At 70.6% G+C, this 20653-nt stretch carries 14 protein-coding genes; 5 read left to right on the forward strand and 9 right to left on the reverse strand.

Annotated features, from left to right (window positions below):
• Nucleotides 1–287, forward strand: a 287-nt coding sequence (locus D7X55_RS07325; RefSeq protein WP_233609661.1) for an MYXO-CTERM sorting domain-containing protein, incomplete at its 5' end; no start/stop codon positions are given.
• A gap of 191 nt (nt 288–478) precedes the next feature.
• The gene (locus tag D7X55_RS07330) at nt 479–2014 is read left to right on the forward strand and encodes a S1 family peptidase (protein ID WP_121722634.1); all 1536 of its coding nucleotides are present in this window, start codon (nt 479–481) and stop codon (nt 2012–2014) included.
• 78 nt (nt 2015–2092) lie between these two features.
• On the opposite strand, the gene D7X55_RS07335 is transcribed toward D7X55_RS07330, so the two are convergent.
• From D7X55_RS07335 to D7X55_RS07350, 4 genes are all read right to left on the reverse strand, one after another.
• Nucleotides 2093–3643, reverse strand: coding sequence for a DHA2 family efflux MFS transporter permease subunit (locus tag D7X55_RS07335; protein ID WP_233609662.1), 1551 nt, complete (start codon nt 3641–3643; stop codon nt 2093–2095).
• A gap of 6 nt (nt 3644–3649) precedes the next feature.
• Nucleotides 3650–4930 carry an HlyD family secretion protein gene (locus D7X55_RS07340; RefSeq protein ID WP_120546541.1) on the reverse strand — a complete coding sequence of 427 codons (1281 nt, stop codon included), beginning with the start codon at nt 4928–4930 and terminating at the stop codon, nt 3650–3652.
• A gap of 44 nt (nt 4931–4974) precedes the next feature.
• Entirely contained in the window at nt 4975–5481 is a 507-nt protein-coding gene (locus tag D7X55_RS07345) for a MarR family winged helix-turn-helix transcriptional regulator (RefSeq protein WP_120546542.1), read from the reverse strand.
• Between the two features lie 130 nt (nt 5482–5611).
• Nucleotides 5612–6694 (reverse strand): glycerophosphodiester phosphodiesterase family protein, encoded by a 1083-nt coding sequence (locus D7X55_RS07350; RefSeq protein ID WP_158626331.1) that lies wholly within the window; start codon nt 6692–6694, stop codon nt 5612–5614.
• A gap of 29 nt (nt 6695–6723) precedes the next feature.
• Between D7X55_RS07350 and D7X55_RS07355 the strand changes: the two genes are divergently transcribed.
• Nucleotides 6724–6957, forward strand: coding sequence for a hypothetical protein (locus D7X55_RS07355; RefSeq protein WP_120546560.1), 234 nt, complete (start codon nt 6724–6726; stop codon nt 6955–6957).
• Here the strand turns inward: D7X55_RS07355 and D7X55_RS07360 are convergent, their stop codons facing one another.
• Together D7X55_RS07360 and D7X55_RS07365 are read right to left on the reverse strand one after the other, a co-directional pair.
• Nucleotides 6958–7398 carry a nuclear transport factor 2 family protein gene (locus D7X55_RS07360; protein WP_121722636.1) on the reverse strand — a complete coding sequence of 147 codons (441 nt, stop codon included), beginning with the start codon at nt 7396–7398 and terminating at the stop codon, nt 6958–6960. It abuts the gene before it with no gap.
• Complete coding sequence (locus tag D7X55_RS07365) at nt 7388–15985, reverse strand: non-ribosomal peptide synthetase/type I polyketide synthase (RefSeq protein WP_121722637.1); 8598 nt, start codon at nt 15983–15985, stop codon at nt 7388–7390. The genes D7X55_RS07360 and D7X55_RS07365 overlap by 11 nt, the downstream gene beginning before the upstream one ends.
• An 86-nt stretch (nt 15986–16071) precedes the next feature.
• On the opposite strand from D7X55_RS07365, the gene D7X55_RS07370 reads away from it, so the two are divergent.
• Nucleotides 16072–16587 (forward strand): metal-dependent hydrolase, encoded by a 516-nt coding sequence (locus tag D7X55_RS07370; protein WP_120546546.1) that lies wholly within the window; start codon nt 16072–16074, stop codon nt 16585–16587.
• Here the strand turns inward: D7X55_RS07370 and D7X55_RS07375 are convergent.
• Complete coding sequence (locus tag D7X55_RS07375; protein ID WP_121722638.1) at nt 16584–17387, reverse strand: glutaminyl-peptide cyclotransferase; 804 nt, start codon at nt 17385–17387, stop codon at nt 16584–16586. The two genes, D7X55_RS07370 and D7X55_RS07375, sit on opposite strands and share 4 nt — an antisense overlap.
• Before the next feature lie 38 nt (nt 17388–17425).
• On the reverse strand, nt 17426–17887 hold the full coding sequence (locus D7X55_RS07380; protein WP_120546548.1) for a response regulator: 462 nt from the start codon (nt 17885–17887) through the stop codon (nt 17426–17428).
• A 441-nt stretch (nt 17888–18328) separates the two neighbouring features.
• On the opposite strand from D7X55_RS07380, the gene D7X55_RS07385 reads away from it, so the two are divergent.
• The gene (locus D7X55_RS07385) at nt 18329–19834 is read left to right on the forward strand and encodes a trypsin-like peptidase domain-containing protein (RefSeq protein WP_121722639.1); all 1506 of its coding nucleotides are present in this window, start codon (nt 18329–18331) and stop codon (nt 19832–19834) included.
• A 57-nt stretch (nt 19835–19891) separates the two neighbouring features.
• On the opposite strand, the gene D7X55_RS45630 is transcribed toward D7X55_RS07385, so the two are convergent.
• Nucleotides 19892–20650 carry an immunity 52 family protein gene (locus D7X55_RS45630; RefSeq protein ID WP_121722640.1) on the reverse strand — a complete coding sequence of 253 codons (759 nt, stop codon included), beginning with the start codon at nt 20648–20650 and terminating at the stop codon, nt 19892–19894.
• Nucleotides 20651–20653 lie beyond the last annotated feature (3 nt).

The following is a 20653-nucleotide window of genomic DNA, read 5'->3' on the forward strand; positions in this document are numbered from 1 at the left end:
ACCCCACGGTGGAGACCCCGACGACCGGGACCCCGGCGCCGAGCACGCCGCAGCTGCCCACCTCCCCGCTGCCCACCGTGGGCGGCCAGACGCCGGGCACCTCCACGCCGGTGTCCAACAACCCCAACGGCCTGCCCGACTCCTCCGAGTCCATGGCCGGGGGCTGCAGCGCGTCCGGTGCGTCCGGCACCCTGCCCTTCGCCGGTGCCCTGCTGATGCTGGGTGCTGTCGCGCTGCGCCGCCGCCGGGCCCCCGCCCGCGCGCTGGCCCCGCGCGCGAAGCGCTGACTTCCGCCCGTCACCGAAGCAAGTTCCCAGGCCCGGTGCGTCTCGTGACGCACCGGGCCTTCTTGTTTCCTGGGACTTTCTTCGACTACACAAAAATGTCGGAGAATTTAAGCAATTCTTGAATTAATTGACCTTCTTGGCTCAGTCGGGTTTCGCTCCGGGCCTCCCCGCAGCACGAAAGGCAGGACCCGATGAAGCGCACCTCCGGTCTGTTCTCCACCGCGACGGCGCTGTTCGCCGGCGCCACGCTGAGCGTCATTCCCTCGATGGCGATGGCGGCCCCGTCCGCGGCGGAAGCGGCGCTGGCGCACGACGTGTCGCCCGAGCTGCTCTCCGCGATGCAGCGGGACCTGGGCCTGACGGCGGACGGCGCGAAGCAGCGGCTGGCGTCGGAGGCGGCGGCGGTGCGCGTGGAGGGGAATCTGCGCGCGGCGCTGGGCTCCCGCTTTGGCGGCGCGTGGATGAGCGCGGATGGCAGCCAGCTGGTGGTGGGCGTCACGACGGACGCGGACGCGGACGCGGTCCGGCGCGCGGGGGCGGTGCCCCAGAAGGTGAAGTACACGCAGGCGGAGCTGGACGCGGTGAAGGCCCAGCTGGACCAGGGCAGCCGGCTGGCGGGCCGCGCGGTGCATGCCTGGTACGTGGACGTGATGACCAACAGCGTGGTGGTGCTGGCGCAGGACTCCGCGCTGACGGGCGGCACGGACTTCGTCGCGAAGGCGGGCGTGAAGCACCCGGCGGTACGCACGGTGCCGTCGCGCGAGGAGTTCCAGCCGGTGTACGACCTGCGCGGCGGTGACGCGTACTACCCGGGCGGCTCGCGCTGCTCCATCGGGCTCCCGGTGTCGGGTGGCTTCGTGACGGCGGGCCACTGCGGCGGCGCGGGCACGACCACCAGCGGCGTCAACGGCGTGGCGCAGGGCACAGTGGTGGCGGCCAGCTGGCCCGGCAACGACTTCGCCTGGGTGCGCACCAACAGCTCGTGGGTGTCGCAGCCGTGGGTGAACAACTACGCGGGCGGCAACGTGCTGGTGCAGGGCTCGCAGGAGGCGGGCGTCAACGCGTCCGTCTGTCGCTCGGGCTCCACCACCGGCTGGCGCTGCGGCGTCATCACCGGGAAGAACGTCACGGTGAACTACTCGGCGGGCGCGGTGTACGGCCTCACGGCCTCCAGCGCGTGCGCGGAGGGCGGTGACTCCGGTGGCTCGTGGCTGTCCGGCAACCAGGCGCAGGGCGTGACGTCCGGCGCGGGCGGCAACTGCACCTCCGGCGGCAACACCGTGTTCCAGCCGCTCCTCCCCATCCTGAACGCCTACGGCCTGCAGCTGACCACGACGGGCAGCGGCGGCACGGGCGGCCCCATCATCGGGCTGGCGAACAAGTGCATCGACGTGCCGAACTCCAACACGGCCGACGGCACGCGCCTGCAGCTGTGGGACTGCAACGGCACCAACGCGCAGAAGTGGACCTTCATGTCGGACGGCACGGTGCGCGCGTTCGGCAAGTGCATGGACGTGGCCTGGGGCTCCAGCGCCAACGGCACGGCCATCCAGCTGGTGAGCTGCAACGGCAACCCGGCGCAGCAGTTCATCCTCTCCGGCGCGGGTGACCTGGTGAACCCCCAGGCCAACAAGTGCGTGGACGTGACGGGCGGCAACTCCGCCAGCGGCACCCCGCTGCAGCTGTGGGAGTGCAACGGCACCGCCGCGCAGAAGTGGCGCCGGTAGTCAGCGCCTGGAACGAAGAAGCGCGGGCCCCCAGCACACCGGGGACCCGCGCTTTGTCGTTTCAGCAGTCGCGATGCTTCAGTGCGCGCCTTCCACCTTCACCTTGGGGTCCGCCTTCTGGAGCATGGCCACCAGCACGAGGGCGCAGACGAACAGCGCCGCGAGGATGAGGAAGTTCGCGTTGAAGGCCCGCACCAGCGCCTGCGCGCTGATGCGCTGACTCAAGAGGCCGTAGGCGGCGCCCGTGGGGTTGAGCACGCCCCTGGCCGCCATGGCACCCGTCATCGAGGCCACCTGCTCCTGGGCCACCTGCCCGTAGACGTCCACGTGCGAGGTGATGGCCGTGACGTTCGCCTGGGTGGAGCGGCTGAGCGCGCTGCTCATCCACGCCGTGCCAATGGAGCCGCCCAGTTCGCGGGTGAGGTTGAAGAGGCCCGCCGCGTTGCCTCGCTGCTCCGGGCGCAGGTTGCTGAGCGCCATCACCGACAGCGGCACGAAGATGAAGCCCAGCGAACAGGCGCGGATGAACACCGGCGTGATGAGGGTGATTTCATCCACGCGCGTGCTCAGGTGGCCGTTGGTCCACAGGGACAGGCTCACGCCCAGCACGCCGAAGGCGATGAGGAAGCGCCCATCCACCTTGCCGCCGAACTTGCCGATGAGCGGCATCAGCAGCACCTGGATGGCGCTGCCCTTGAGGAAGATGAGCCCGATGTCCAGCGCCTCGTAGCGCATCACCGAGCCGCAGAAGAGGCTGAAGAGGAACGAGCCGGAGAACAGCGCCGTGCCCACGAGGAAGTTCACCCCCGTGGCCGCGGAGTAGCTGCGGTTGCCGAACACCCTCAGGTCCACCACGGGACTGGGCGTCTCCAGCTCGTGCACCACGAAGGTGATGAGCGCGATGCCCGCGACGACCGCCAGCAGCGTGATGAGCCGGCTGTCGAACCAGTCCTCGCGGTTGCCCTCCTCCAGCACGTACTGGAGGCAGGCCATGCCCACGGCCAGCAGCGCGATGCCGTTCCTGTCCACCTTCTCCGTGGACGCCTCGAAGTGGGGCTGTTCGATGGAGCGCCACGCCATGTACGCGGCGAAGAGGCCCACCGGCACGTTGATGAGGAAGATCCAGTGCCAGCTGGCCGCTTCAATGAGCAGGCCGCCCACGGTGGGCCCCAGCAGCGGGCCCGTCACGGCGCCCAGGCCGAAGAGGGCGCCCGCCATGCCGTGCTCCTCGCGCGGGTAGCGGGCGAAGAGGATGGCCTGGGACGTGGGGATGATGGCGCCGCCGCCCATGCCCTGGAGGATGCGGAAGGCCACCAGCGAGGGCAGGTTCCACGACAGGCCGCACAGCACGCTGGCCACCGTGAACAGGAGGATGGAGAAGGTGAAGTACTTCCGGTAGCCAAAGCGGCGCTGGAGCCAGCCCGTCATCGGGATGACCACCACGTTGGCCATCATGTAACCGGTGGACACCCAGGCGATCTGATCCAACGGCGTGCCGAAGCTCGCGCGGATGTCGCTCAGGGCCACGTTGACGATGGAGATGTCCAGCACGGACATCAGCGCCGCGGCCATGGCCGCGATGGTGATGCCCGCCTTGGAACCCTGGATGACGTCTCTGCGTGCGTCCACGGTGGGTTACTCCGCCTTCCGCGTATCCGCCGCCGCCGACTGCTGGGGCTCCGGCTTCGCGCCCGTGTCCACGGTGACGTAGACGCTCATGCCCGGCTTGATGGGCAGGTCCTTGCGGTCGCCGTCGAAGCGGATGAGCACGGGGATGCGCTGCACGACCTTCACGAAGTTGCCGGACGCGTTGTCCGGCGGCAGCAGGGCGAAGCGCGCGCCGCTGGCGCCCGCGAGGCTGTCCACGTGGCCCTTGAACGCGTGGCTGCCGAAGGCGTCCACCTCCACCTCCACCGGCTGGCCCGGGCGCATCTCACCGACCTGGTCCTCCTTGAAGTTGGCGACGACCCAGATGTCGTTCTGCGGAACGATGGCCATCAGCGGGCGCTCCGGGCCCACCATCTGCCCCACCTCCACCGTGCGGCGGCTGACCACGCCGTCCACCGGGGCGCGCACCTGCGCGTAGGACACGGCCAGCTCCGCGAGCGTCAGCGCGCCGTGCGCCTGCTTCAGGCGGGCCTCGGCGAGCTTCAGCGCGGCCTGCGCGGCCTGCACCTGCACGGGCGCCGTCTGCGCGGCGGTCAGCTTGCCCTGCGCGGCCTCCAGGCCACCGGAGGAGCTCTGGATGCCGGCCTCGGTGGAGGCCAGGCGGGCGCGGGACTGATCCAACGCGGCCCTGGCCTGATCATACGAAGCCTGGCGGGCGTCCAGGTCCGCCTGGGCGACGGCGCCCTGCTCGCGCAGCTGCTTGATGCGGCCCAGGTCCGTCTCCGCCAGCTTGAAGCGCGCCTCGGACGCGGTCACGTCCGCGCGGGCCTGGTCCAGCGCGGCCTTGGAGGAGCTGATGCCGCTGGAGGCCTGGGTGATGCCGGCGCGGGCCTGGCGCAGGTTGGCGCCCGCGTTGGCCTCCGTGAGGGTGAGCTGGGCCTGGGCGTTGGACAGCTGGGCCTCCGCGCTCATCACGTCCGCGCGAGCGACCTCCAGGCGCGCGTCCAGGTCCGCGTGGTCCAGCTCCACCACCACGTCACCGGCCTTCACGACCTGGTTGTCCCTCACCAGCACGCGGGCCACCTGCCCGGCCACGCGCGGCGACACGTTGGCGATGCGGCCTTCGACCTGGGCGTCGTCGGTGGACTCGTGGCCGTGGGTGAGCAGGTAGCGCGCGCCTCCGCCCAGCACCGCCACGCCCACGAGGATGGGCAGCACCTGCTTCGCGCGGGAGCGCTTCGCGGGCTTCGCGGCGGGGGCTTCGGGGGAGGGAGCGGCTTCCAGATTCGAGGCGGTACGGGTCGTCATGGTTGTTGCTCGGGACAGCGTTGAAGATGGGGTGTGGGGCGGATTCAGGGGTCCCGCAGGGCGGGGATGCCGGAGGACACCTTGGCGAGCAGGTCGCGAAGGGTGTCCCGCTCTTCCAGGCTCAAGGGAGCCATGAGCGCGGCGATGCGGCGGTAGTGGTCGGGCATCATGCCCAGGATGAACTCGCGGCCCTTGGACGTGAGGTGCACGGAGTACATGCGCCGGTCCTCGGGGTGGTCCGTGCGGGAGATGAAGCCGTCCTTCTCCAGCGTGTCCAGGAGGCCGGTGATGGTCGCGCGGCTGCAGCTCGCCAGCTCCGCGAGGTCCGCGGGACGCAGCGTCTCCCCCGCGTCCTCCGCCGCGAACAGCTGCACGAGCACCACGAACCGGCCGTGGGACACACCATGCCGCGCGAAGTGCGCTTCATAGGCACCGGTCAGCTCATTGGAGAGACGGAGCATCGTCAGGCAGGTCTCGATGGCGCTCGGGTCGAGCGCGGGAAACCGTTTGGCCAACTGCTTCAGCCGCTCGTACCGGGGCACGAGCTTCATCGGCGTGGCGTTCTTGGGACGGGGAGTGGCCAAGGCGAGACGTCTAGTAAGGCCCCTAACGATTTAGCGCAAGATGATTTCGTCACCTGACTAAATCCTTGATTTCACGACCGGTGGATGGACCGTCCAGCTACTCGGCCGCCTTCCCGCCGGCGGCGGTGGGGCGCGTCTGGAGGAGGAGAACAGGACGCAATCCGGGATGATTTTCCTGCACGGAGCGTACGGCGCGCAGGTCGAAGGACTGCACGTCCGCTCTCGTGGCGAGCCCCGCGTCATTGATATCCCGGGCGACTGCGGCGAGGTGCGCGGGAGCGACGTCTGTCTTCACGGACGTCTGTTTGAGTTCAACGTTGAAGCGGACACGGCGGGCGTTCCGGGCGCGGAGCGGATCGCGGGCGGCATGGGCGGCGTCCGTCTGGGCTGCGGCGAAGGCGAACACCTGGCCCAGGGTGGGCACGGTGTACGGGTCCGGGAGTCCCGTGCGGGCGGCGAACGCGACGGCTTCAGGAGAGAGGGCGCGGTCGTTCGTCTGCTCCGGACGGTCCGCGAGGAGCCGGTCGCAGACGAAGGTGGCTTGGAGCCTGGCGACGGTGAGCGTCGCGATGGGGATGGGCGCGGAGAGCGGGCTCCCATCCGCGTGGCGGCACTTCGTGGGGGACAGGTCCGGGTCGTGGGAGAGCACGGGGACGCCGTCGGCGGTGAGGACGGTGTCCAGCTCCAGCGTGGTCATGTGGTGGTCCAGCGCGGCCTCGAACGCGGGCAGCGTGTTCTCCGGCCGCAGGTTCCGCGCGCCCCGGTGGCCCTGCGCATCGAAGCGCTTCGGGTCGATGAGCCCGTCCGCGTCCAGCAGGTCTCCTGGAGTGCCGTCGCCATTGGCGTCGAAGTCACGCACCGCCCGGGCGAGGAGATCCGGCCGGTCACTGATGATGCCGTTCACGCCGCGCCGGAGCAGGGCCTGCATCGTGGGCAGGTCGTTCACGGTCCAGACGATGACCGGGTGGCCCGCGGCTTGGAGGCGCTCCAGGTCGATACCGCCTCCGGGCTGGAGCAACGCCGCGCTGGGCGAGCACACCGGGGCATGCGTCCGTGCGTGCGCACGCAAGGTGTCCATGAGGCGCACCGTGGGGTCGTCCGTGGGTGGGGCTGGGGGACGGCCCGCGCATGCACAGAGGAACACCGCGAGGACGTGGCAGGTGAACGATGCGGTGCGCATGGGCTGTCTCGCGTTAAGACGCTGAAGCGATGGACGTGAAGGATGCCACCGTGCAGGCAGCGCTGCGTCAGGCATGCGACGACGCGGGACTGCCCCAGTCCCTGCGGGGCTGCGTGTATCCGCTGCTGAGGGATCCAGAGGGCGAGTGGCCTCCCTGCTGTGGCGGAGGCTGCATGCCGTGCACGTCCACGCTGGCGGACGTGGCGCTGCGCACGCTGGAGCTGCTGGGCACGCCTCGACGCTCGCCGCTGCCTCCGGGGTAGTCAGCGGGACGTGTGGTCCACCAGGACTTCCGTGCGCGGGAGCGACCAGTGCATCTGCACCATCCGCCACTCGGTGCCCCGGCGTTCGAAGGCGCAGGTCATGCGGATGCCCTCGAAGGTGGCGGGTCTGCCGCCCGAGACCAGGGTGAGGTCCATCGCGGGCACCGTGAGGCAGGCCATGGTGGAGGGCGGCGCGCCGCCGTGCCACAGCGGCTCCGAGCGCGGCGTCACGCGGAGGTCGCGCAGGCTGTCGAACTGGAGGCGGAAGGAGCGCTCCACCTGCGCCCAGCCGATGAAGTGGAGATTGGAGTGCGTGCCCACGACCACGATGTCGTCGTCGTGCCAGAAGAGCGCGGACAGCGCCTCCAGGCTCCCGCGTTCATAGGCGTCCACGAACGCGGTGAAGCGCTGTGAGAGTTCCGTCTTCCAGTCAGCCCGCATCGCGCTCCCCTTCCATCGCCGGGCTCAGCTGCTCCCGGATGATCCGCGCCACCTCCGCCACGTGGGGCTCCTCCATGACGGTGAAGTGGTTGCCCGCCACGTCGTGGAACTGGAACGACGCGGCCGTCAGCGCTTCCCACCAGGCCTCCGCGTGCGAGTCCAACACCGCGTCCCGCTCCGTGCTCCGCAGGTACACGAGCGGCACCGCGTGCCGTCCCGGCACGTAGGCGGCGATGGCCTCATTGGTGGCGAGCACCACGTCTCGCAGCCGCGAGTCATGCTCCATCGCCGTCCGCAATCCCTCCGCCGCGCGAGGGGAGATCTCCTGGAACGCGCCGATGAGCTGGAGCACGTCGCCCACGCTCCGGATGCCCAGCCTGCGTGAGTCGTCCACCGTCACCGTGTCGATCTGGATCACACCCGCCACTGCATGGCCCCGCTCCAGCAGCTCGGCCGCCATCTGGTAGGCGATGACGCCGCCCGAGGAATGGCCGCCCAGCCAGAAGGGGCCGTGGGGTTGGAAGGCCAGCAGCTCGTCCACGTACGCGCGCGCCATCGCCGGGACGTCGCGGTAGAGGACCTCGCCGGGCTCCAGGCCCGATGCCCGGAACGCGTGGACCGGGGTGTCCGCGCCCAGCTGCTTCGCCAGTGGCAGGTACGTGTAGACGGTGCCTCCAATGGGCTGCACCAGGAAGAGTGGCGTTCGTCCGCGCCGTCCCTCCTGGAGCACCATCCGGAGCGGAGCCGCCTTGAGGAGCGGCCTTCCCATCCGCTCCAACTCGTCCTGGACCGCTTTCACCCACTCGCCCAGCGTTGGGTGCTCGAGCACCGCGTGCAGGGACAGGGTGACCGACAGCCGCGTCTTGAGCTCGCGGTTGAGCTGCACGACCAGGAGCGACGTGCCTCCCAGTTCGAAGAAGTGGCTGTCCGGCGTCAGCGTGTCCACGCCGAGCAGCTCCTTCCAGAGGGCCTCCATGGAGGCCCGCACCTCTTCACGGCTGAGGGACCGGGGCGCCTCCGTGACCTCGGGCTTAGGGACCCGAGGCGTATTCTCCGCCAGCGAGTACCGCTTGCGCTCGAAGGGGTACGTCGGCAGCACGACGCGCCGGCGCGGGCTGCTTCCTCGCACGGAGCCCCAGTCCACGGGCAGGCCCGAGGACCAGAGCTGTCCCACGGCGTGGAGCAGGGCCTGCTCATCACGCCCCAACGTGTGCAGCACGATCCGCTCCCGGCCTACCCGGGGGTTCAGCAGCGTCAACGTGGAGAGCGTCCGTCCCGGCCCCACCTCCACGAAGATCCGCTCGCGGTCCTCCAGCATCAGCTCCAACCCCGAGGAGAACCGCACCGTGTGCCGCAGGTGGCGGGCCCAGTACGTGGGGTCGCGCGCGTCGTCGGCGTTCAGCCAGGTGCCCGTGACGTTGGAGACCAGGGGCACCACCGGAGGCTTCGTGCGCATCGGCCTGGCCAGGTCCGTGAGCGACTGCATCGCGGGCTCCACGAGCGCGGAGTGGAAGCCGCTCGCGTTCGGCAACCGCTTCGCCTTCACGCCTCGCGCTTGCAGCCGCGCCGCGAAGTCCTCCAGGGCCTCCAGCGTGCCGGACACCACGCACTGGCCCGGCCCGTTGACGGCCGCCAGGGACAGCCCCGGGGGCAACTCCTGCGTCAGCACGCCCTCCGACAGGGGCACGGCCAGCATGCCGGACGGAGGCAGTGCATCGCAGAGCCGGCCGCGCAGCGCGACCAGCGCCACGGCCTGCTCCAGCGACAGGACACCGGCGAGGCACGCGGCGGCGTATTCGCCCAGGCTGTGCCCCAGGAGGCTCGTCGGGTGAACGCCCCATGTGCCCAGGAGCCGTGCCAGCGCGTACTCCGTCGTGAAGATGGCGGCCATGCCCAGCGAGGGCACCCGCAGCGCCTCCTCCGCCTGGGGCCCTGGATGTTCGGTGAGCAGCGTGGCGCGAAGCTCCCGCTCCAACTCCGGGCCGAAGAGCGCGGCGCAGGCGTCGAAGGCTTCACGGTACGCCGGAGCGCGCCGGTACCACGCCGCGCCCATGCCTGCCTCCTGCGTGCCCGTCCCGGGGAACAGGAAGCACACTTCAGGATGCGGGGACGAAGCGGGCTGCGAGGCGCCGTCCCGCCGGAGCTTCGCGATGGCTTCCGTGGAGGTCTCGCAGACGATGGCGCGCCGGTATCCGAACGCCGTCCGCCCTTCCTGCAACGTGTACGCGACGTCTGACAGGGGCTGGCCGGGATGTTTCTCCAGATGATCCGCGAGCCGCCGTGAGGCCGTGAGCAGTGCTCCCCCGCTCCTCGCCGACAGCACCAGCACCTCCGCCGACGGAGCCACCGGGACCGCCGGCTCGCGACGCGCCTCCTCCAGGACGACGTGCGCGTTCGTCCCGCCAATGCCAAACGCGCTGACTCCCGCGAGGCGCGGGAAGCCTTCGGGCACGGACCAGGGCCGTCCCTCCCGGCGCACCACGAAGGGTGACTGCTCCAGGCCCGTTTCCGGATGGGGCTGCTCGAAGTGCACGGTGCCCGGGAGGAAGCGGTGCTCCAGCGCCAGCGTCGTCTTGATCAACCCCGCCACGCCCGCCGCCGAGTCCAGGTGCCCCACGTTGCTCTTGAGCGCGCCCAGGACCACCTCCGGCTCCGAGGCCTCACGCGCTCCGAACGCGAGCCGCAGCGCCTGGACCTCCAGCGGGTCGCCCAGCGGCGTCGCCGTGCCGTGCGCCTCCACGTAGGTGATGTCTCGGGGAGCCACGCCCGCGTCGGCGTGGGCTCGCGTGATGACGTCTCGCTGGCCCTCCACGCCCGGTGAGGTGAAGCCGGGCTTCGCGTTGCCATCGTTGTTGATGGCCGAGCCCCGGATGACGGCGTGAATGGAGTCCCCGTCCCGCAGCGCGTCCTCCAGGCGCTTGAGCACCACGATGCCCACGCCGCTGGAGGGCACCGTCCCCTGCCCCTTCGCGTCGAACGGCCGGCAGTGTCCGTCCGGGGACGTGATGCCTCCTGGCTCATGCAGGTAGCCGGAGGGGCCGGACGCGAAGAGGGACACGCCTCCCGCCAGCGCCAGCTCGGCTTCACCCGCTCGCAGGCTCTGACACGCCAGGTGCACGGCCACCAGGGACGTGGAGCAGGCGGTCTGCACCGTGAGCGCGGGCCCGCGCAGGCCCAGCTGATACGCCGTCGCCGTGGCGAGGAACTGCCACGGATTGCCCAGGATGGACCGGTACGCATCCGAGGCCACCGACAGCGAGCGGAAGCGCGGCAGCACCTGCTCCAACCAGTAGCGCGGCACGCCCGAGCCCGCGAACAGCCCTGCCTTGCCGGGCAGCCGCTTGGGGTCGTAGCCCGCCGCTTCAAGCGCCTCCCACGCGCACTCCAGGAACACGCGGAGCTGCGGATCCATCAACCGCGCGTCCAGGGGGCTGTAGCCGAAGAAGGCGGCGTCGAAGGACTCCACGTCCTCCAGCAGCCCCGAGGCCCGCACATAGGAAGGGTCCTCCAGGAGCGCCGGGTCCTCGCCCGCGGCGAGCAGCGTCTCCCGGCTGAACCGGGACAGGCCCTCACGGCCCTCCACCAGCAGCGTCCACAGCGCTTCGACGCCGGGCGCTCCCGGGAACCGTCCCGCCGTGCCGATGATGGCGATGGGCTCCGAGGCGCGCGCGAGGCTTCGCACCGGCGCGGGCGTCACTGGCTCCGGACGCGCGCCGGAGTCCAGGTGCCGCGCGAGGGATTCAATCGTCGGGAACTGGAACAGCGTGGCCATGTTCACGCGGATGCCCAGCTCCGAAGCCAGCGCGGCCTGGACCCGCGTGAGCAGCAGCGAGTTCCCACCCGCGTCGAAGAAGCCCTCCTGCCTGCCGACGCGCTCCACGCCGAGAATCCGGCACCAGATGCTCTCCAGTGCCATCTCGCGATCCGTGGAAGCATCCGAGGGGGTCTTGGCGCTGGAGTAAGGCAGCGGCAGCGCGTCGCGGTCGAGCTTCCCCGTGGGCCCCAGCGGGAACGCCTCCAGCAACACCCACTCCCGGGGGACCATGTGCGGTGGAAGCGATTCCCCCAGCGCGTCCTTGAACGCGGGCGACAGCAGCCGTGACGCCGCCGAGGCATCCCGGGCGATGACATAGCCCACCAGGTGCCGCTCTCCCGCGAGGAGCCGGGGCTCGACCACGGCGTCCCGGACGTCGGGGTGCTTGCGCAGCACGGCCTCGATTTCGCCCGGCTCGATGCGGAAGCCGCGCAGCTTGAGCTGACGATCCGAGCGCCCGTGGAACTCGATGCCGCCGTCCGGCCGGTGGCTGGCGACGTCTCCGCTCTTGTAGAGGCGCGCTCCCGGCTCCGCGCTGAAGGGGTGCGGGATGAAGCGCTCCGCGTCGAGCTCCGGACGGCCCAGGTAGCCGTGCGCCAGGCCCGTTCCCCCGATGTAGAGCGCACCGCGCACGCCCACGGGGACGGGCGTCAGGGTTTCATCCAGCAGGTAGACCTCGTAGCCCGGCAGCGGTGTCCCGATGGAGTACGGCCCCTGGCCCGCCACGCACTCCCCGGCCGTCGTGAAGACCGTGGCCTCGGTGGGCCCGTAGACCTGGATGAACCGGCGGCCCGGAGCCCACTTGTCCACAAGTTGCGCGGGCAGCTCCTCGCCGCCAATCGCGAGCGTCTTCAGGTCCGGAAGCGCCCGCCACGCCATGGAGCCCAGCGCCGACGGCGTGAACATCGCGGTGTGGATGCGCTGGCGCTCCAGGAAGTCCGCCAGCTCTTCGCCCGCGGCCACCGCCTCCGGCGCCATCAGGTACAGCGTGGCGCCAGAGAAGAGCGTGGGGAAGATCTCCGCGACGGAGAAGTCGAAGCCATACCGCGCGCACTGCGCCACGCGCTGGCCCGGCGCGAAGCCGAACTCCGACGCCACCGTCTGGACCAGGTGCACCGCGCTCCGGTGCCCGATGCGCACGCCCTTGGGCTGCCCCGTCGAACCGGACGTGTAGATGACGTACGCGAGCGCATCCCCGGTGACGCGGACCCGAGGGTTGTCCTCCCGCTCACCGCGCACCTCCTCCACCGCGACCACCGGAGCTCCCGCTCCGTCCATGAGCGCGAGTGTCGCCTCCTGCGCGAGGATGCACTTGAGCCCCGCGTCCCGCGCCGTGAACTCCAGCCGCGCCCGGGGATAGCCGGGGTCCAGCGGCACGTAGGCCGCACCCGTCTTCAGCGTCGCCAGCAGGGCGATGATCAGATCGAAGGAACGCTGGAGACACACGCCCACCCGGTCCCCAGGACCGATGCCCTGGGACATGAGGTGGTGGGCCAGCCGGTTCGCGTCCGTGTTCAGCGCCCGGTAGCTCAGGGCCCGGCCCTGGAAGACGAGGGCCGGCGCATCCGGCGTGCGCTCCACCTGGGCCTCGAACGGCGGGTGCAGACCGTCCGCGAGCGGCACGTCCGCCACGGGCCCGTGGGCCCATGCGAGCACGCGCGTCCGCTCCTCCTCCGAGAGCAGCGGCAACGCCGAGACCTCCTGCTCCGGGTCACGCGCGGCCTCGCGCAGCAGCGTCACGAAGTGCCGCGCCATCTGATGGATCATCCAGGGCTCGAAGACGTCCAGCGCGTACTCCCACCGCACGGACATTCCGTCGGGCCGCTCATCCAGTTCGATGGAGAGGTCCAGCTTTGACGTCCCGGTGTCGACGTCGTGGGGCTCCACGCGCCAATCCGACTCCGGCACCGCGATGCGCGGCTCCAGCGTGCAGGACACCTGGAACAGCGGGTTGGCGCCGGGGATGCGCGCCGGGTTCACCGCCTCCACGATGCGCAGGAGCGGCGCGTCCTGGTGCTCCAGCGCCTCCAGGCAGACGTGGCGGACGTGCGCCACCAGTCCCCGGACGGTCAGCCCTTCGGAGAGGCGCAGCCGCAGCGGCAGCAGGTTCACGAAGTGTCCGGAGATGTTCCGCGACTCCTCGCGGCTCCGTCCGGAGAAGGCGCCTCCCATGACGAAGTCATCCGCGCCGGAGTAGCGGTGCAGCAACGCGCCGAACACCGACAGCATCGTCATGAAGAGCGAAGCGTCCTCACCGCGCCCCAACGCCTTCACCGACGCCAGGAGGTCGCCGGGGATCCGCACGACGTGCTTCGCGCCTCGGAAGCTCGGGACGGGAGGACGGGGATGCTGCGTGGGCAACTCCAGCCGCGGAGCCCCCTTGAGCGTCTGCTTCCACCAGTCGAGCTGGGATGCGATGGCCTCCTGGTAGTGGGGCGCCTGCTGCCAGACGGCGGCGTCGCCGTACTGGAGCGGCAGGGGCGGCAGCGCATCGGACAGGTAGAACCGGTGCAACTCCTGGAGGAACGCCGCCATCGTGAAGCCATCCACGATGAGGTGGTGCATCACCAGCGCGAGCCGGCTCTCCGCCGCGCTCAATCGCACCCACGTCGCCCGTAGAAGCGGCCCGTGCTCCAGGTCGAAGGGTTCGCGCGCCTCGTGGGTGGCCAGCTGCAACGCCTTCGCGCTCCGCAGGCTTTCGGGGAGGGTGCGCAGGTCCACGCGCCGCAGGTGGAACGGCATGTCCGGCTCCACCCGCTGGAAGGGCCCCTCCGGCGTGGCGCCGAAGGTCGTCCGCAGCACCTCATGCCGGGCGATGAGCGAACGGAACGCGCGCTCCAGCGCGTCGGCATTGAGGTCGCCGGGCAGGGTCAGCGTGAAGGGCTCGTTGTAGACGGCGCTTCGAGGCGCCATCCGCGCCAGGAGCCACAGCTGCCGCTGGGCGTCGGACAGCGGCAGGGGCCGCGTGCGGTCCACCGGAACGATGGGAGGCAGGACGACGCTTCGCCCTGTCTCCCGCGCGGCTTCCACCCACCGCGCCAGCTCCGCGAGGTTCGGGCTGTCGAAGAGCGTCCGCACGGGCAGCCGGACCGACACCGCCTGCTCCAGCCGTTCAATGAGACGAATCGCGAGCAGCGAGTCCCCGCCGGACTCCAGGAAACGGTCCTGCATTCCCACCTGCCGCGTCCCCAGGACCTCCGACCAGACGCGCGCGAGGGCCTGCTCCATCGGAGTCCGTGGCCCCTCCCCGTCCCCGCCGCCGAAGCGCGGCACCGGCAGCTTCAGGCGATCCACCTTGCCACTGGAATTGAGCGGCATGTGCTCCAGCACCATGACCGCGTGGGGACGCATGAAGTCCGGCAGCTTCGCCCCAAGATGCGCGCGCAGCTCCGCGTCCTCCAGCGCGGTGTCCCCTCGCGGGGAGACATACGCGACGAGCCGCTTGTCTCCCGGCGCCACCTCATGCACGAGGACCACGGCGTCCGCGACCCGGGGATGGGTGCGCAGGACGCTCTCGATCTCCCCAAGCTCGACGCGCGCGCCGCGAATCTTCACCTGGTGGTCCACGCGCCCCAGGAACTCCAGGTTGCCGTCCGTCAGCCACCGCGCCCGGTCTCCCGTCCGGTACATCCGCGCGCCGGGCTCGCCGCTGAATGGATCCGGGAGGAACCGCTCGCCGGTGAGCACGGGCCGGTTCAGGTAGCCCCGCGCGAGCCCTTCTCCGCCCAGGTACAGCTCCCCCGCTTCGCCCACGGGCAGCGGCTTTCCATCGTCATCCAGGACATGCAGCTGGAGCCCCGCGAGCGGCTTCCCGATGGGAATGGACCCGCCCGGCTCCGGAGGCGTGCGGAGCTCATACGCCGTCGCGGAGGTCGTGCACTCCGTGGGGCCGTAGCTGTTGAGCAGCCGCTGGGGCTTGCCCCGGGCCATGACCCGGGCCGCCCACCTGGGGTCCAGCACGTCACCGCCCACCATGAGGACGCGGAGCCCCCCGAACGCGTCCGGGATGGCGGCCGCCAGCTGATGGAACAGCGACGTGCTCAGCACCGCGGCGGAGATGCCATCCCGCCGGAGCTTTTCCGCGAAGAGCGGAGGCGACAGCAGCGTGTCCCGTGAAACCAGACACAGCGTCGCGCCGTTGAGCAGCGCTCCCCAGACCTCCAGCGTCGAGGCATCGAACGCATACGACGCGGCCTGGAGGACGCGGTCCTCGCGCTTGAAGCCCATGAAGCCCGCATCCAGCACCAGCCGCGCCACGCCCCGGTGCGGGATGCACACGCCCTTGGGCCTCCCCGTGGAGCCCGACGTGTAGAGCACGTAGGCCAGCGAGTCCGGGCCCGCCCCGCCCCTCACGTTCACGGCATCCTGTTCCTCCGGAGCGGGAGGCTCGACGACGTGTCCCGTGAAGCGCAGCCCGTGCAGCGCCTCACTGCGTGCGACGAGGACCCGCATCCCGGAGTCCTCCATCATCGCGGCCAGCCGCTCCGGAGGATGCCCTACATCCAGCGGGAGATAGGCGCCTCCGGCCTTCAGGATGCCCAGCAATCCCACCACGGTTTCCGGTGTGCGGTCCGCGAGCACGCCCACGGGCTGGTCCGGCCCCACACCCAACGCTTGAAGCCGCCGCGCCAGCCCATTCGCGCGCCGGTTGAGCGTGTCATAGGTCCACACGCCTCCATCGAAATGGAGCGCCACGGCCTCCGGTGTCTCTCGTGCGTGCGCTTCAAAAAGCGTGGCGATGTCCAGCCGCGGGTGCGAGGAAATGGAATTCATGATGAGTCATTGCCCCCCACCTTCTCAACGCGCGACCCGGGGATCCTTCGCCGCCGGCCTGGCATGCCGTACGCTAGCGCACACCCATGAGTCCCATCGTCCATGCAGAGCTGTCGTGGCTCCTGGCGCAAGGCCTGCGCGAACGTCGAGACCGCATCCTGGTCACCTGCGCGGGGCTCGCGCCGGACCTGGATGGTTTGTCATTGCTGGCGGGTGAAGAGTTCTATTCGCGTTATCACCACGTGATTTTCCATGGCTACGTGGGAGCGCTCGTCACGCTGGCGGTCTGTACGGCATTGGCGCGGCAACGGGCAGGCGTGGCCCTGCTGTCGGTGGCTGCCTTCCACGGTCATCTGCTGTGCGACCTGGCCGGCAGCGGCCCGGGCTGGCCCATCCACTACCTGTGGCCCCAGAGCCTGGAGGCGTGGTCCTGGTCCGGCCAGTGGAACCTGGCGTCCTGGCAGAACTCGCTCATTGGACTGGCCGCGACGCTGGCGTGTCTGGCGTGCGCCCTGCCCTTCCGGCGGACCGCGCTGGAGCTGCTGTCACCGCGCTGGGACGCGGAGGTGGTCCGCACCGTGCGGCGGCGCTTCTCCGCCTAGGGCGTGGTGGCGGGGCCCACCAGCACCACCTCGAAGAGGTCGGGCCACAGCTTGCCGGTGAGGAACATGCGGCCGGTGCCGGGCTCCAGCGCGATGCCGTTGAGCACCGCCTCGAAGCTGTGCACGCGCCCGCGCACCGCCTCCGCCAGCGCCGACGCGTCGATGACCGCCAGCACGCGGCCGGTGGCGTAGTCGATCTTCAGGACGGTGTTGGAGTGCCAGACGTTGGCGTAGACGCCGTCCTCCGCGCACTCCAGCTCGTTGAGCATGTCCTGGGGCGCGCCCTGCAATGTCACCTGCACCTGGGACTTCTCGTGGAAGTCCTTCGGGTCGTGGAAGCGCAGCGTGGCCGTGCCGTCGCTGCGCACCAGCTGGCCCTTCCAGTAGCACAGGCCCCAGCCCTCGCCCGGGTACGCCACCTGCTTCTCCTGCGCGGGCGGCGCGCCGCTCCACACGAAGAGCGTCTCGTCCTGCCAGGTGAGCTGGTACAGCCGCTCGCCGTCACTCGCGAGCCCCTCCGGAAACACGCCCGGCAGGGACTGTTTCCACAGCGGTGCCGCCTGGTCCAGGGAGATGCGGCGCAGGTCGCCCTTCTCACCGGTGCTCTCGTAGAGCTGGCCCTGGTGGAACTGGAGCCCCTGCGTGAAGGCCGTGGGGTCGTGCGGATACGTGTGGACGACTTGCGCCACCAGCCGCTGGGGCTTGGAGTCTTGGGCGCCCGCGTCCGGCGTCTGACGCTGCGTGGGCGCGCACGCCAGGCACAGCAGGGACAACGACAGGGAGCAGAAAGGGCGGCGCATGGGCCTTCGTACCTTAGCGCGGCGGCACCAGGGCGGCTTCACTCGCGCGTCGCCGCGAGGGCCACCTCCACCGCGCCGCGCAGCTCGTCCATGTCGAACGGCTTGTTGAGCACACAGGCAGCCCCCAGGCGCAGGGCCTCGCGGTGCAGCTGCACGTCGCCAAAGGCGGTGATGAGGATGACCGGCGTGGTCCACTGCTCACGCCGCAGCCGGGCGAGCACCTCCAGGCCCGTGAAGCCCGGCATGCGCACGTCCGTGATGATGAGGTCGGGCGCGCGAGACTCCTCCGCCGTCAGCCCTTCCACGAGGACGCGCACCAGGTCCGGCCCGTCCGCCGCCTCCACCACGTCATAGCCGCGCCGCACCAGCATCTTGCGGATGAGCGTGCGCATCTCCGTCTGATCATCCGCGACCAGGATGCGCGGCGCCCGGCCAGGCTCACCGTGAGGGTCTTCCCAGGCCGCGTTTCGCGCGACCCCTTCCGGCTGCTCGTGCACCATGGGACTGGACTCCTGAAGGGGTTGAAGGTGCCGCGGCGGCGACGCTCGCGGAGGACCTCCCGTTCCACGAGCATCCGCCGTGCCATGTCCGGAGGGAGCCGGGGTGGTAGGGCATGGGGCACGCTGCCCCTGGGCGAAATGCCCCGGCTGGGGCACTTTGCCCCGCGTCCTGGGGCCCCCTGGGGCCGGGCTCCCCTCTGAAGGGCGGTTTGGGAGGGGTTGGCCCACGGACTGCAATGGAGTCCTGGCGTCGGACCGGATGCGGGGCTTCCTCCAAGAGCTCCCTTCAGGCAGCTGGGCCACCGGTGGCTCCCGGTGTCGCTGGTGGAACGGGACCGCTGCCTCCTTCCCAGGGTGCCCACCGCATCCGGTTCGACTCTTTCTTTCCCATTTTCCGTCCGGAGGGCCCCGCCTCCGGCCGCCACCCAAGGAGAACGCACGATGGTTCGCACGCTTCCGTCCCGCCGCCACCTTGCCCGCGCGCTCACGCTGATGCCCCTGGTCGCCCTGGGGGCCTGCAATCCGGCTGCGGACGTGGCTCCCCCTGCCCGGCCCACGCTGTCGTTGAAGACGGCCACCACGCCCTCGGGCGCGAAGGTGGAGCCGGCGGTCTATTCGCCCACGCCCGGGTCGCCCGGCGCGCTCATGTCGCTGGCGCCGCTGGTGGACACGGTGAAGGGCGCGGTGGTGAACGTGGAGGTGCAGGCGCGCGCCCGTCCCGCGATGATGCAGGGCCTGCCGCCGGGCATCGCCGAGCGCTTCGGCATGCCGGGCGGACAGAGCCCCTTTGGTGGAGGCGGCGCGCCCGCGAAGCAGGGGCAGGGGTCGGGCTTCATCGTTGACCCGTCCGGCCTGGTGCTCACGAACAACCACGTGGTGGAGGGCGCGGACACCGTCCGGGTGAAGCTGGAGGACGGGCGCTCCTTCGAGGCGGAGGTGCTGGGCCGCGACGCGCTCACGGACGTGGCGCTGCTCCAGTTGAAGGGCGTGTCCGGGAACCTGCCGTTCGTGAAGCTGGGGGACTCGGATGGGCTGCGCGTGGGCGACCCCGTGATGGCCATTGGCAATCCGTTCGGCCTGGCGTCGAGCGTGAGCGCGGGCATCCTGTCCGCCCGGGCGCGCGACATCCACGCGGGTCCGTATGACGACTTCCTGCAGACGGACGCGGCCATCAACCCGGGCAACTCCGGCGGCCCGCTCTTCAACATGAAGGGCGAAGTGGTTGGCATGAACACGGCCATCATCGGTGGCGCGACGGGCATTGGCTTCGCGGTGCCGGCGAACCTCATCCAGGCGCTGTTGCCGCAGCTGCAGGAGACGGGCGTGGTGCGCCGGGGCTGGGTGGGCCTGGCGGTGCAGGACCTCACGCCGGAGCTGGCGCGCGCGCTGCGCGTGGACGCGGCGAAGGGCGCGGTGGTGGCCGGCGTCAGCGCGGGCGGCCCTGGCGCCAAGGCGGGCCTGCGCGAGGAGGACGTCATCACGCACGTGGGCGAGCGCGCGGTGGACTCCGCCGGCTCGTTGACGCGCGCGGTGGCGCTGCTCAAGCCGGGCAGCGAGGTGAAGGTGAGCCTGGTGCGCAGCGGCAAGGCGATGGAGGTGCCGGTGAAGCTGGGCACCCGGCCCACGCAGCGGGGCGAGGAAGAGGTCACGCCCCGGGATGCGACGCCCGCGCCGTTGTCCAAGCGGTTGGGCCTGCGGCTGTCGGAGGCGATGGACGGCAACGGTGGCGCGCAGGTGGTGGCGGTGGAGTCCGGCAGCGCCGCGGAGCGCGCGGGCCTGGCGCCCGGGATGGTGCTGACGCAGGTGGGTGAACAGAAGGTGTCCGGCGTCGCGGAGGCGGCGCAGGCGCTGACGTCCGCGGATCCGGGGTCCGCGCTGCTCCTGCGAGCGCGCGTGCCGGGACAGGACGGGGCGCTGCTGCGCGCGATTGAAGTGCCGCAGCGGTAGTGCCGGACTTGGGTGTTGGCGCGCTCCACCGGCCGGGGTGGGGCGCGCTTTTTTCGTTCAGCGGTGGGAGATGAGCCCGGCCCGGGTGAGCAGTTCGCGCACGCGCCGGGCGAGCGCCACGTGTTCGGGGTTGGCCACGGTGAAGCGCTCCGGGGTGAGGACGATGAGCGTGCCCTTGTCCTCCACGGGTTCGATGCGCACGGGTGCGGGCAGTGGGGGCACGGTGCCTCGCTGCTTGGAGAAGTAGGTCACCCAACCGACCCAAGGGGGTGCCTGGTCCTTCTCTTCGCCCCTGTCCCGGAAGGCGTGAGACATGGCCACGGCCCAGTCAGGGTCCATGGCCAGTGCCATGCTGCGCACGGCATGCGTGAGCACGGGAGCGGAGATCACCCGCTCGGCATTCGGACTACGGCCGAGTGTGGGCAGGTCCAGTACGCAGCTATTGGGAACGGCTTCTGAGTAGCACCCACAGCTAATGCTCAGGTCCGCGCTGTCGTAAGCCCCTCCGCCATTACCGAAGGTGACACTGAAGCCCAGCTGCTCGATGACAGGCTTTCCTCTCTCGCGGTTGACACCTCGACGGAACTGCTCGGCGAGTGTCGGCAGGTCGGGCGGCATCAGGGGGAACTTGCGTGCGTCCTTGAGCGACCGCGTGGGCTTGTACCATTGAGCAAGAAACGGGTCGCACGGAGCCAACAACTCCAGGAGCCTTGCGGTTCGCCGCGCGCAGTCTTCCGGCTCTTCCCTGCGCACACCCCAATAGGCCCCTGCGTAGTACGTCTCAAGATACTTCCAGGGCTCGTCCGTGGCAGTCACCGT

The organism is Corallococcus sp. AB049A (assembly GCF_003668885.1).
GTDB lineage: Bacteria > Myxococcota > Myxococcia > Myxococcales > Myxococcaceae > Corallococcus > Corallococcus interemptor.